Raw genomic sequence first — 13,560 nt, 5'->3', positions numbered from 1 at the left:
AAATACATCCATGAAATTATTGTTGCTATTAACTACAAAATATTATGATTTTTCGCCAACATGTATGTCAAGAACTTTTAGCTTAAAACAACCAAATGTTAATTTTTCATTTGCTTCAAAACACTTAAAATATTCAAATATAAACAGATAGCCTTCAATCATAAATACCCTAAATTGGGTATATACAATAACACATCAGCTATTTTTAAAAAGATTATAAATGATTTAAAACTTATAACATTTCATTATTTTTATGTCATGGAAAAATCCAACAGAAAAATCACCTTTAAAGTCATTATCGGTTACATTATTCTTGTAAGTGTAGCCATTGCTGCGGCTTACTTAGTGTTTTCCGAAATCAAACATTTTATAAGTCTACAACGGGACGATGCTAGCGACAGAAATAAAGTGATTAATGTTGGCAATTTAATTGCAGATATTTACGAAAACGAAAGTATAGCAAGAGCTGCCATTCAGGAAGGCTCTCAAAAACGGTTCGAGTTATATGTGCAAAAAAATGATGCTTTAAATAATAGTATAGATAGTTTAGCCTTAAAACTAGACAACCAAGCTCAAGTACAGTTATTAGATAGTGTAAAACTTTTACTAAGCACTAAATTTAGCAATATTGAAGCCCTAAAACGCATAAAACAAGACAACATTTCGGAGCGTTCTATAGATAACGCACTTCTTAAAATAAATAAAATAGAAACGTCTATTGGTAGACTTACCATTCAAGATTTTGCTAAAAACCCCGACGAACTCACTCCCGAAGTAAGACAATCTATTGAAGAATACATTGCCATTTTAAACAAATACAATCCTAATAACGAGACCTCTAATATCAGTCAAAAACAATTAGATTCTATTGTGGTTGCAGCCAGAGACATGTTAAAACAGATTAAAAAGGATGCGCTCACGCAACGAAATAACTTGTCGGAAAAAGAAAGTAACCTCATCAAAAGCGATTTAGATGTTTCGCAAAAACTAAGACGCTTATTGTTTAACTTAGAACGTGAAATTTTAGATTACACCAAACGCTTAAACGAAGAACGCGACCAAGCTCTTGATAGAAGTATTAAAATTTTAAGTCTAGCCGCAATATTAGGATTGGTATTAATTATATTGTTTTCTTTCATTATTTTGAATGATTTTTGGAAAAGCCAACAATACCGGCGCGATTTAGAGAAAGCAAATGCTTTTACCTCGTCATTACTACATAGTCGCGAACAGTTAATTTCTATGGTTAGCCACGATTTAAGAACACCTCTTAGCACAGTGTTTAGTTATAGCGAACTGTTAGACCATATTTCTAAAGACAGTAAAACCTCTTATTATGTAGATCGTATTAAAAAAGCTGCTAATTACATGAAGCAGCTGGTTGATGATTTACTGGAATATTCAAAATTAGAACGTGGAAAAATCACTATAGAGCATATTCCGTTTCAAATAAAACCAATTATCGATGAAGTAGTAACTAGCGTAACGTCTGTCTACCCAAACAAAAACTTAGAATTGATCCTAGAACACGACAAAGCCATAAACGCACCAATTAATGGCGATCCGTTTAGGATTCGGCAAATACTTTATAATTTAATAGGAAATGCTTACAAATTCACAGAAACCGGATCTATAAAAATAACCACCAAATACACCGAAAAATCTAAAGACAACCATATTTTAAACATCACTATAACAGATACAGGCATAGGAATTCCTCAAGAAAAACAATCGGTAATTTTTGAAGAATTCACTCAGGCTGAAGGCGATACCGACAAAAAATATGGCGGATTTGGACTAGGCTTAACCATATCTAAAAAGTTAGCTACTTTATTAAACGGTACACTTACATTTACCAGTAAACCCAATCAAGGTAGTACTTTTACACTGGCGCTTCCTGTGGTTTTTACTAAAAAAGAAATCAAAAAAGCAAAACCCGTACAACAAGTTCTTGCTCCTAACTTGCATATTGTTATGGTAGACGATGATGCATCGTTAAGGCAATTAATAACAGACATATTAAAAACCCAAAACCTAAAAGTCACCACTTTTGAAACCGCCAATAAAGCCTTAAAGAAGTTGAAAAACATGGATTTCGACTTGGTGCTTACCGACATACAATTACCAAAAATGAATGGTTTTCATTTTATGGAAACCTTAAAAAAAGCTCCGTATTACAAGTCGCAACCCATAATTGCTGCCACAGGCAGAAAAAATTTAAATGCAGAAGTGTATACAGAAAGTGGATTCTCGGATATTATTTTCAAACCCTTTTCGGTAGAAGATATTTTAGCTTGCTTAACCAAATGGTTACCAAAAGCCCAAATATCTGCTCCAAAGTCTACGGCCACCAATGCAACTGCTTTTAAACACATTAACATAAAACCTATTTCTAGTTTTTTAGGTAATGATGAAGAGTCTTTAAAAGATACCTTACTATTGTTTTTAAACGAAACTAAACACAATTTAGAAACTCTAGAAAAAAAGGTAAACACCAACGATTTAAAAGGTATTAATGAAGTAAGCCATAAAATGCAAACCATGTTTAAACAATTGGAAATAGCTACTGCAATTCCGCACCTTACCTATTTGGAAAACATAACAGAATTAGATAAAAAAAGAATTTCTGATGCTTTTGAAGCGCTTCAAACCATAAGCCAACCTGTAATACAGGAGATTGAAACCTTTATAAATTAATATCGTAATCTTTTATTTTATTATACAGGGTTTTTCTAGTAACATTTAACAGCTTAGCTGCTAGGGTTTTATTATTATTAGCTTGCTCCAAAGCCCTCAATATCAGCTGTTTTTCATTATCTTTTGTAGACAAACTAGTTAAAGGCATAGTCGTTACAGCACTATTAGTATGGCTTTCGTTGGTTAATTCTACAGGTAATGCCTGTATTTGAATGAAGTCGCCTTGCGTTAACAAAGTAGCCCGTTTAACTACATTACCAAATTCCCTTAAATTTCCAGGCCAAGAATAATTTTGAAACACTTTAAGTACTTCGTCAGAAAAACCAATAACCGATTTGTTTAGTTGTGCATTAGCGCGTTCTAAAAAGTAATCAGCAAACAGGATAATATCATCTTTTCGCTCCTTTAACTCAGGAATTTTTATGGTAAACTCATTCAATCTATGATACAGATCTTCTCGAAATTGCCCGTTTTCTACAGCGAGTAATAAATCTTCATTTGTGGCGGTAATTAACCGAATATCCACCTCTATTTCCTGGCTACTACCTATGGGTTTAATACGGCGTTCCTGCAATGCCCTTAAAAGTTGAACTTGATTCTCGTAAGATAAATTTCCAACTTCATCTAAAAACAACGTGCCATTATTAGCCGATTCAAAATGACCCTTTTTATCGTTAATGGCTCCAGTAAACGATCCCTTTTTATGACCAAAAAATTCGCTCGAAGCGATCTCTTTTGGTATGGCACCACAGTCTACAGCTACAAAAGGTTTGTCTTTTCTAGAACTATTTTGATGAATTGCTTTGGCGACAACTTCTTTACCGGTTCCGCTTTCTCCTGTAATTAAAACCGACATATCTGTTGGCCCGACCAACTGTATATATTCGTTAATTTTTTTTGAAGCATCGCTTATACCGCTTACAAAATCTGAAGATTGTTCTGTTTGCGTTTTAACTGTTTCGTTCTTTTTAGCACTTTTTGATTTTGGAGTAGTGTGCAGTGCATTTTGTATAACATGCAAGACTTCGTCTTGGTTAAAAGGCTTAGAAATATAATCTATAGCCCCTTGTTTCATGGCTGTAACAGCTGTAGACACTTCGGCATAGCTGGTCATTAAAACCACTGGTGTACTTTCGTTTTTCTGTTTTACCATGCGCAACAGTTCTAGACCATCGCCATCTGGTAAACGCAAATCAGTAAAAATTAAGTCGTAGTCGTTTTTATTAATTAAAGTCTTGGCGTCTTCAAAACCATAAGTTAAAGTAACATCGTATTTATGCTTTTCTAAAAAACGTTTTAACATGTTAGAAAACGCTACATCATCTTCTATTAAAAGGATCGATTTCATTTATACTTAATAAGACTATAACTAATTATATATTTTACTGTAAAATTACGTAAAAAAAGAGGGGGTTTAAAATAAACCCCCTCTTTTTACTGGATATGATATGAAATAATGGATACGTTCTATTTCATCAAAATTTTCCCTTCTTCATTCGCATAAATTGTTTTTGAATTACCATCGGTATCAATTTTCAATTTATATTCGTTTGCATCGTTTTTGTATGCTTTAGAAATAGTTCCGCTTGGGAAATTCTGACTCACAGCATCGGTTACGGCCCGTGGCACTTCTGTTACCGCAATCTCTTTATATTCATCTTGAACAACTACATGTTGCTGCTGATGGTTTATTATATAAGGTGCTGCAGAAAATACAGACACACTTCCTAAAACTAATGCTGATGCTATTACTAACTTTTTCATGATTTTTTTCTTTTTTTAAATTAATGACTCTAAATTTTGTTTAAACTGGTTACTCGTTACGTTTCTATTTTTTAATCCATTCTCCGGTAGCATTGGCGTATACCGTTTTTGAATCGCCATCTACACTAAGAATAAGCTTATATTCGCTCGCTTCGTTCACATAAGCCTTTGCAATGGTAGCTCCAGAAAAATCTGTATTCACAGCTTCGGTTACTGCTGCTGGTAAATCGCTTGTAGAAATTTCTTTAAAATTATCCTGTACCGCTTCAATGCAGTAGTTATTATCTGTTATTACCGGTGTCGCGGCATACATAGAAAAACTACCTAATGCCAAAGCTGATGCTAAAATTAATGTTTTCATGATTTTTTTCTTTTTTTGAATTATTAAATAATTATAATAATGGTTAATTGGTTTATTGTTATTTATCGATCCAGTTACCATTCTTGTCAGCATAAACGGTTTTAAAAGCCCCCTCTAAATGAAGCTCAAGCTTATACTCTTTTAACTCGTTTACATAAGCCTTCTGGATAGACGCTCCAGTAAAGTGTTTATTTACTGCTTCTGTAATATTATTAGGTAATGTGTTAGTTTGTATTTCGGTAAATTCTTCTTGAAAAATTTCATCCATAATACCATCGTGAAAAAATAAGGTTTGTGGTGTTGTTGCAAATCCTGTCGCTCCACCCAAAACTAATGCTGATGCTAAAACTATATTTTTCATGTTGTATGTAATTATTGTTCTTGCTTATAGTATTGAAAATAGCATGCCAATACTATAAATAATAACGAGACAAACATCAACAAACTTAAAATCAAGCAATTAACAACATCGATGACTGATTATTAAAAATAAAGAAACTGAGTAAAAGTGTGAAAATTCACAGTGGAGTGTGAAATAATTACACATTAATGTGTAAATCAACTAATCGAAAGCAAGCGAATGTAAAGTAATAATATTTATAAATACCCCATTAATTACAGGTACAAAAAAAGCCTTTCAAAATATATTTGAAAGGCTTTGTACTTTTGGGTGGAAGATCGGTCTCGAACCGACGACCTCCTGAACCACAATCAGGCGCTCTAACCAACTGAGCTACAACCACCATGTTGCATTTTTGTAATGCGAGTGCAAATTTAAACGATTTTATCTATATTCCAAACGTTTTTTTACGTTTTTTTTATTTTAAATCAAATATATTTTCGACGGCCACATAACGCTCTGAGGTAAAGCCTTCTGCAAATTCCACTCCTATTATGCGCCCTAAATCTCTTGCTCTATAATTTATACTATCTGTAAAGTTTTTACTAGAAATTGGCGTTTCTGGCTCTTTACTTTCAGGATCGAAGAATTGTGTTTTATACGCATAAACTGCTTTTTCTTTCACCCCAATATACCCAGTTACATCTACTACAAAATCGGGCTCAATAGATTTCCATTGAATATAATGATAAACATGAGTAGGTCGCCAATGTTTTTGTGATTCACCATTTAACTCAGTTTCAACTTTTAACAAGCCACTTAAAAAGCAAGCATCGCTCACTAATTTACTTCCTTTACCATGGTCTATATGGCGATCATCTATGGCATTGCATAAAACAATATCGGGCTGATACTTTCTAATTATTTTAATAATTTCTAACTGATGTGCTTTGTCGTTTACAAAAAAAGCATCTTTGAACCCTAAATTCTCACGTACAGATACCCCTAATATTTTTGCAGCGTGTTTCGCTTCTTCGTCTCTTGTTTCAGCCGTACCACGTGTTCCTAATTCGCCTCGGGTTAAATCTAAAATTCCTACACGTTTACCTTCGGCCACTGCTTTGGCTATTGTAGCACCACAACCCAACTCTACATCGTCTGGATGTGCTCCTACGGCCAATATATCTAATTTCATGTATTTAAATTTATAATTTTTTAACGAGATTAAACTCGCTTTATCATGTTTCTGCTCGCTAATATTAAACAGTCACTTTTGTAATCTTACCTTTCACCTTTGCTATAGCTTGTTCTATATCGGCTATAAGGTCTTCTTTGTTTTCGATACCCACAGAAAATCGAATTAACCCATCGGTTACCCCTATACTATCTCGCTCTTCTTGACTTAATAGGGCATGCGATGTTAATGCTGGAGACAACATGGTGCTCTCTACCCCTGCTAAACTCATAGAAGGTTTAATTAATTGTAAGGCTTTTTGAAATGCTAAAGCACCTATTCCTTCTTGTAACTCGAAAGATAACATGCCCCCGAAACCTTTCATTTGCGATTTAGCCAAAGCGTATTGCGGATGATTTTTCAACCCAGGATAAAACACCTGCTTTATATCGGCATGAGCAGATAAGTATTTCGCCATTTTTTTAGCATTTCTGTTTTGTGCTTTTACACGTAACACCAAGGTTTTTATACTGCGTTCAAGCATCCACACCGTAAAATCGCTCAAGCTACCTCCCAAATTTTTAGCTACATTCCAAATGGCTTTCATATGCACTTCGGAACAAGCTACAGCGCCAGCTAAAATATCGCTATGGCCACCTAAATATTTTGTTGCAGAATGCAGCACTATATCTATCCCGAAATCTATAGGATTTTGATTTACAGGACTAGCAAACGTATTATCGATTATAGAGAGTATATTGTTATCTTTTGCCAGTTTGGCAATACCTTTTAAATCGGTTATGGTTAGTAATGGATTTGAAGGAGTTTCGATATAAATCACTTTGGTGTTTTCTTTAATTTCTTTTTCGAAATCAGCCACTTCATAACCATTAGTAAATGTAAACTCTATACCATATTTAGGAAATTCTTCTCTAATAAAATTACTGGTACCGCCGTACAATGTGTTTTGCACAATAATGTGATCGCCTGTTTTTAAGAATGCAAGTAATGTTGTGCTAATAGCTGCCATTCCAGATCCGAAAATCATTCCAACCTCAGCATGTTCTAATGCGGCTATTTTTTTAGCGACACTTTCTTGGTTTGGAGTATTAAAATACCTTGGGTAACGTTTTACATCAACGTCATCAAATTGATACGATGTTGCCATATAAATAGGGGAAACAGCACCTTTAAATTGCTCGTCTTTTATTTCGCCAACATGTGTACAAATGGTTTGTATGCCTAATTTTTTTGTCATGGTTTTAACTTTTAATCCAAGAAATTATTGATTGATCTGTAGGTAATGTTTTTGGAGATACTACACGCACTAAATAGCCTGATTCGTCTATTAGATATTTTTGAAAATTCCATTGTACCTCCGAATCTTCTAAGCCATTTTTACTTTTTTGAGTTAAGAACTGATACACTTGATGCATATCTTGTCCTTTAACCGAAATTTTTCCCATCATAGGAAATGTAACTCCGTAATTAGATTTACAAAATGCTGCAATTTGGGTATTGCTTCCTGGCTCTTGTCCGCCAAAATTATTAGCAGGAAATCCAATAATTACAAATCCCGAATCTTTATACGCATCATACAACTCTTGTAATTGCTCGTACTGCGGGGTTAAACCACATTCGCTAGCAGTATTTACAATCATTATTTTTTTACCTTTCAATGTTGAAAAATCGAAAGCGTTGCCGTATAAATCTGACACTTTAAATTGGTATATAGTCTCTCTTTCGTTTGGTTTAGCATACTGAGTACCTGACTCTGTATGTGCCGCTAAAACTGTATTTTCGGTTGTGCTTTGCTTACAACTAAACAAAACAAAAACAAGACTTAATGTTATAAATGTTTTCATGAGTTAAAGGTATAAAATTAAATGGTTGTAGTTAAGTAATGCTATTTCTAAAATTAAGGAATGTTTATTATTAAACGGTATGCAATTAAACTACTGTTAATCCTAATATACCCATTTCTGGGTATTTTTTTAAAAACAATCTCCACGTACTTTTGGCTCAGGTTTTACATACAATTAATCTTTTTAGATTAAAAAATATAAAGATGCTATTAATTGACCTTTGGGAAGAAAGCTACTGATAACACTTGATGTTATTGGTAGTTTTTTCGTTTTATACAATTATTTAGTCTGCTGTTTCAATAGTTCGGTTTGCACTTTTAAGGACTCGTTTATATTGGTAAGCAACTGAATATCTTTAGGAGTTTCTACAGTTTTATCCTTTGGATCTTGCGATTTTTTACGCAATCTGTTCATAAATTTCACGACTAAAAACACTGTAAATCCAATAATTAAAAAATCTAACAACGCTTCTATTAAAGCACCATAACCAACGGTTACGGCTTCAGTAATAACAGCTCCGCTAGCATCTTTTATTTCATCTCGAAGCACCCACACTTTATCTTGAAAATGAATGCCTTCCGACAATAATGATAAAGGCGGCATAAACACTTGCTTTACCAAAACATCGATAACCTTATTAAACGATGCCCCAATAATGATACCTACTGCCATATCTATCATATTCCCCTTAACAGCAAACTCCTGAAATTCTTTTATTAGTTTCATAAATGTGTTTTTGCTAACAAATATATCTGTTATCGGGTGTTAATCAAAACAGAAAATTAATCATAATTATTATCTCAAAAACTAATATTTAAAAATATTATCTAAATAACTAATAAACATAAATATTAGCTTTAAGAATTATATTTTGGATTATTAAAAGAATTCAAATATATTTGATATTAGCGAAACCAATTCTTATGACAAGCATTATAACTGGCGATATAATAAATTCTAGAAACCACTCCCCTAACACTTGGTTGGACGGCCTTAAAAATATATTGAACAATTTTGGGCAAACACCCGAGCATTGGGAGATTTACCGTGGTGATAGTTTTCAGTTAGAAATTGATAAAAAAAACGCCTTAAAAACAGCGCTTATGATTAAAGCACATATGAAACAATTTAAAGATATAGATGTACGCTTAGCTATTGGTATTGGTAACAAAAGTTATAAAGCCGACCACATTACCCAATCTAACGGTAGTGCCTTTGTACATTCTGGCGAATGTTTCGAAAATCTTAAAAAGAATACCTTAGCCATACAATCCAACAACACTAATTTTGATACCATTATAAACATCATGCTAGGGTTAGGTTTGCTAACCATGAACACTTGGACACCAACCACGGCCACCCTGATGGCGCTTGTTTTAAAACACCCAGATTACAACCAAAAACAGTTAGCTAAAATAACCAACAGCACCCAAGGCAATATTAGTCAGGGGTTAAAGCGCGCTGGTTACGACGAAATTATTAAACTTTTAAATTATTACGTCCTAAACGTTTAGTATACTATGATATCTTTACTTACCACTTTAATACTAGCGCATTTTATTGGCGATTTTGTTTTGCAACCTACCAGCTGGGTTACAGATAAACAGACCAAAAAATGGGCATCTAAATACCTGTATTACCATATTGCAGTACATGCATTATGTTTACTTATTTTACTACAATTTAACGTACATTATATTGGCGCTATAATTGGCATTACCGTTTCTCATTATATTATAGATCTTACAAAACTCTTATTACATAATAAGCTAAATAGCAGATGGCTTTTTGCTTTAGATCAAGTTGCTCATCTTGCAATTATATTACTAACTGTACATTATTATTATCCGTTACAGATTGAATTCAATCAAATATTTAACAGCAAAACTCAACTTGTTTTAACCTGTATAGTATTTGTTACTCAAGTTTCATCGGTTATAATGAAAGTTATCATTTCCAAATGGTCTTTAGAAAGCGATAGTGAAGCCTCTTTAAAAGATGCCGGTGCTTACATAGGCATGCTAGAACGCTTATTTGTATTTGCCTTTATAGCTATAAATTATTGGGAAGGTATTGGCTTTTTAATTGCCGCCAAATCGGTATTTCGTTTTGGAGACCTCTCTAAAGCAAAAGACCGAAAATTAACAGAATACATTTTAATTGGTACGCTATTAAGTTTCGGCCTTGCTATAAGTTGCGGTTTAGTATTTAACTACATGATAAATTTTCTTTAATTAAATCAACTTTTAAAATACTAAATCTTATTAAAAAACAATTGTATAACTAAAAACCGTATCAATTTTACTTATACAAAAACCTCACTTCTGTTAAAAAAAAGAGGCGGTTTCAAAATTTGAGACCGCATCTTTTAATGTTCTTAAGAAAGTAAAGAGAAACAATATTACATTGCCCCCCACTCTTTTAACGAATCGGTATTCATTTTAACATAATCTTTATTACCAGCAGCTTTAGCGCCTTCTAAAGATTTTTTAGAAGCTTCAATAGCTCCTTTTTTATCGCCTGCTTTGGCGTGAATTAAAGCTTGTTGTCTGTATTGCCAAAATTGTGGATTCTCAGACATTTCTATAGATTTATCAATCCATATTTGCGCCTGATTAATATCGTTACCAGATTGCATATAATATACTGCCGAGCTGTAATAGTCGCTAGATGTTGGTGTTCCTACCATTGTTTCAGTAATGGTTTTGGTTACCAAAGCATCGGTTGGCACTTCAAATTTAACGCCTACATACACTTTTTCCCATAAAATACCCAAAACTGCCGAATCGTTAGTTAAATCATCAAACGTCATGGTTAACGTTTCTATATTCATTGGTAACGGATAAACTTCAACTGTTGTTTTAACAGCTACTTTACTGTCATCCCAAGTTTGAGGTAAACCCCAATTTTCTACATCTTTGTAAAAAATCACATCCCAAGACGTTTTATTTGGGATGGAATAAATAGCATAAGTACCTGCGGCTAAATTCTTTCCATCTATAACAACAGGATCCGAAAATGTAATTTTGGTGTTATTATTAGCACCAGTTCTCCAAAGCTCTCCATATGGCACTAAATTTCCAAATACTGCTCGTTCACGAACATTAGGTCTAGAATACTCTAACGATACGTTGGTAAGCCCGACAATCTGATCGACTTTACTAAACGGACTAGGTTGCGGGGTTTTAACTTGAGCGCTAACACCCAGTGTTAACACAAAGGCAAAAATGCCTAATAAACATGTTTTCATAATACAGGTTGTTTTTTAGTTTCTTGTAAAATTACACATATCGGCTGCTAATAATTGTTAATTAAATCTTAAAGTGATGGGATAATATTCCACTCTAGCGAGTCATCTTTTTCTAGAAATAAGCTAAACCTATATCGTTTTAATTCTACTGCTTTTAGTAACTTTCGGCAGATTTAAAAATTGCTTAAAAATTTATGATATTTATCGGAATTGCTTTTATAGCTCTTGTTGCCTTTGCTGCGTATGCTTTACGACAATTAAAACCCAAAAAAGCACAAACGTTTCCTAAACATTGGCACCCTATTTTATTAGACCATGTGCAGTTTTATAAATCGCTTCCGCCTGAAAAACAAAAACGCTTTCAGTCTAAAATGATGCAGTTTTTAAGTGAAGTCCATATTGAAGGTGTGCAACTTAAATTAGAAGAATTAGACAAAATTCTAGTCGCTGCGAGCGCCGTTATACCTGTTTTTGGTTTTCCCAATTGGCAGTACACAAATTTAAGCGGTGTATTGTTATACCCTGATAATTTTAATGAAGATTTTAATTTTAAAAACGATAACAGTAAACGCATTATAGCAGGTATGGTTGGCACTGGCCGCTTAGAAAAGCAGATGATTTTATCGAAAAAAGCACTCTATCATGGTTTTTCTAACCAAACCGATAAAAGCAATACAGGCATTCACGAATTTGTACATTTAATAGATAAAATGGATGGCGATACCGATGGCATTCCAGAATATGTTATGCAGCATGCCTATGTTATTCCGTGGTTAAATATTATTCATAAAGAAATGGAAGCTATAAACAATAATAAATCCGATATCCGATCGTATGGCAGCACCAATCAGGCTGAATTTTTTGCAGTAGCTTCCGAATATTTCTTTGAAAACCCGAAACTCATGAAACGAAAGCATCCCGAATTATACAACATGCTCACACAATGCTTTCACATTACAAACACTTAAAATTCAATACTATTATAATGAAACGGTTTCACTATTTATTGTTTATAATATGCTTTACAAGTCAATGTTTAACAGCTTACGCGCAAACAGGTACTAAAGAACGTATAACCATTTACAGTAAGGCTTTAGAGGGCAATCTTATTGGCGATCCTGCCACACGCGAGGTTAGCGTATATCTGCCGCCATCGTATCAATCTAACCCAGATAAAAAATATCCTGTGTTATATTTTTTACACGGTTTTACAGACAACGACAGCAAGTGGTTTGGTTGGGAAAACCATTGGATAAATCTTTTTGATATCTTAAATAGAAACATGACCAATGGCAAAAGCAAAGACATGATTGTTGTAATGCCTAATGCTTACAACACTTTTAAAGGCAGTTTTTATGGAAGTTCCGAAACTACTGGAGATTGGGAAACCTTTATAAGTAAAGAGCTTGTAGAATATATCGATTCGCATTACAGAACCATAAACACCAAGTCTAGTCGTGGCCTCGCTGGACATTCTATGGGAGGTTATGGCACCATGCGTTTGGGCATGAAATATCCAGACATATTTTCGGCCATTTATTTATTAAGCGCTTGTTGTATGGATGTTAGTTTTATTCCAGATCCAACCGTTATGGCACACAACGAAGCTATCACTTCAAAATCTCAGGTAGATACGGCTTCCTTTGTAGAAAGTATTAATTTGGCATTTTCGGCGGCTTGGGCACCAAACCCTAAAAATCCACCACTGTATTTAGATCTTCCTTATAAAAATGGAGAAATACGCGAGGACATCCTAAAAAAATATACCAGCAATCAAATTCTATACACCGCCGACCAATACATCTATAATTTAAAACAACTTAAAGCTATTGGAATGGATGCAGGGACAGACGATCACGAAATTAATCAGTCTACAAAACGATTACATGAGCTACTCTCAAATTATGGCATTGAACACCAATACGAAAGCTATAAAGGCGATCATTTAAATAAAATTGAAGAACGTATAGAAACCAAGACGCTACCCTTCTTTTCTGCGCATTTAAAATTTCAAGATTAATCCTTATAATCCATAATCAAATTCGTTTTGAAAATCCTTAATTATTTCTGATATTTATAAGGTACTTTGCTACTATAAAGTGCCGTTAA

The 13,560-nt window shown here is 33.7% G+C and carries 14 protein-coding genes and 1 tRNA gene; 5 read left to right on the top strand and 10 right to left on the bottom strand.

Annotated elements, in window-relative coordinates:
• The first annotated feature begins 258 nt into the window (after positions 1–258).
• Positions 259–2,697, top strand: coding sequence for an ATP-binding response regulator (locus ACR9EA_RS07875; protein WP_435139399.1), 2,439 nt, complete (start codon positions 259–261; stop codon positions 2,695–2,697).
• On the opposite strand, the gene ACR9EA_RS07870 is transcribed toward ACR9EA_RS07875, so the two are convergent.
• From ACR9EA_RS07870 to mscL, 9 genes are all read right to left on the bottom strand, one after another.
• A complete protein-coding gene (locus ACR9EA_RS07870; protein ID WP_435139397.1) occupies positions 2,687–4,045 on the bottom strand; it encodes a sigma-54-dependent transcriptional regulator in 1,359 nt (452 codons plus the stop codon). The genes ACR9EA_RS07875 and ACR9EA_RS07870 overlap by 11 nt on opposite strands.
• Positions 4,046–4,164: 119 nt before the next feature.
• Complete coding sequence (locus ACR9EA_RS07865; protein ID WP_435139395.1) at positions 4,165–4,461, bottom strand: hypothetical protein; 297 nt, start codon at positions 4,459–4,461, stop codon at positions 4,165–4,167.
• A gap of 64 nt (positions 4,462–4,525) precedes the next feature.
• On the bottom strand, positions 4,526–4,822 hold the full coding sequence (locus tag ACR9EA_RS07860; protein ID WP_435139393.1) for a hypothetical protein: 297 nt from the start codon (positions 4,820–4,822) through the stop codon (positions 4,526–4,528).
• A 58-nt stretch (positions 4,823–4,880) separates the two neighbouring features.
• Positions 4,881–5,183 (bottom strand): hypothetical protein, encoded by a 303-nt coding sequence (locus ACR9EA_RS07855; RefSeq protein WP_435139391.1) that lies wholly within the window; start codon positions 5,181–5,183, stop codon positions 4,881–4,883.
• A gap of 307 nt (positions 5,184–5,490) precedes the next feature.
• A tRNA-His gene (locus ACR9EA_RS07850) sits at positions 5,491–5,566 on the bottom strand.
• A 74-nt stretch (positions 5,567–5,640) separates the two neighbouring features.
• Entirely contained in the window at positions 5,641–6,357 is a 717-nt protein-coding gene (gene bshB1, locus ACR9EA_RS07845; protein ID WP_435139389.1) for a bacillithiol biosynthesis deacetylase BshB1, read from the bottom strand.
• A 64-nt stretch (positions 6,358–6,421) separates the two neighbouring features.
• Positions 6,422–7,594: a trans-sulfuration enzyme family protein gene (locus tag ACR9EA_RS07840; protein ID WP_435139387.1), complete on the bottom strand. Its 1,173-nt coding sequence runs from the start codon at positions 7,592–7,594 to the stop codon at positions 6,422–6,424.
• Between the two features lie 4 nt (positions 7,595–7,598).
• Positions 7,599–8,201 carry a glutathione peroxidase gene (locus ACR9EA_RS07835; RefSeq protein WP_435139385.1) on the bottom strand — a complete coding sequence of 201 codons (603 nt, stop codon included), beginning with the start codon at positions 8,199–8,201 and terminating at the stop codon, positions 7,599–7,601.
• A gap of 279 nt (positions 8,202–8,480) precedes the next feature.
• On the bottom strand, positions 8,481–8,927 hold the full coding sequence (mscL, locus tag ACR9EA_RS07830; protein ID WP_435139383.1) for a large conductance mechanosensitive channel protein MscL: 447 nt from the start codon (positions 8,925–8,927) through the stop codon (positions 8,481–8,483).
• A 197-nt stretch (positions 8,928–9,124) separates the two neighbouring features.
• Here mscL and ACR9EA_RS07825 point away from each other — a divergent pair, with 197 nt between their 5' ends.
• The gene (locus tag ACR9EA_RS07825) at positions 9,125–9,715 is read left to right on the top strand and encodes a SatD family protein (RefSeq protein WP_435139381.1); all 591 of its coding nucleotides are present in this window, start codon (positions 9,125–9,127) and stop codon (positions 9,713–9,715) included.
• A gap of 6 nt (positions 9,716–9,721) precedes the next feature.
• Entirely contained in the window at positions 9,722–10,435 is a 714-nt protein-coding gene (locus tag ACR9EA_RS07820) for a DUF3307 domain-containing protein (RefSeq protein WP_435139380.1), read from the top strand.
• Between the two features lie 167 nt (positions 10,436–10,602).
• Here ACR9EA_RS07820 and ACR9EA_RS07815 read toward each other — a convergent pair whose 3' ends face one another.
• Positions 10,603–11,451, bottom strand: a complete 849-nt coding sequence (locus ACR9EA_RS07815; RefSeq protein WP_435139379.1) for a DUF2911 domain-containing protein — start codon at positions 11,449–11,451, stop codon at positions 10,603–10,605.
• Between the two features lie 194 nt (positions 11,452–11,645).
• On the opposite strand from ACR9EA_RS07815, the gene ACR9EA_RS07810 reads away from it, so the two are divergent.
• Positions 11,646–12,419, top strand: coding sequence for a zinc-dependent peptidase (locus ACR9EA_RS07810; RefSeq protein ID WP_435139377.1), 774 nt, complete (start codon positions 11,646–11,648; stop codon positions 12,417–12,419).
• A 17-nt stretch (positions 12,420–12,436) separates the two neighbouring features.
• Positions 12,437–13,471, top strand: a complete 1,035-nt coding sequence (locus ACR9EA_RS07805; protein WP_435139375.1) for an alpha/beta hydrolase — start codon at positions 12,437–12,439, stop codon at positions 13,469–13,471.
• Positions 13,472–13,560 lie beyond the last annotated feature (89 nt).

Source organism: Formosa sp. A9, from assembly GCF_051200825.1.
In the GTDB taxonomy this organism is placed as follows: Bacteria; Bacteroidota; Bacteroidia; order Flavobacteriales; family Flavobacteriaceae; genus Formosa.
This window is presented reverse-complemented; position numbering and strand designations above follow the sequence as displayed.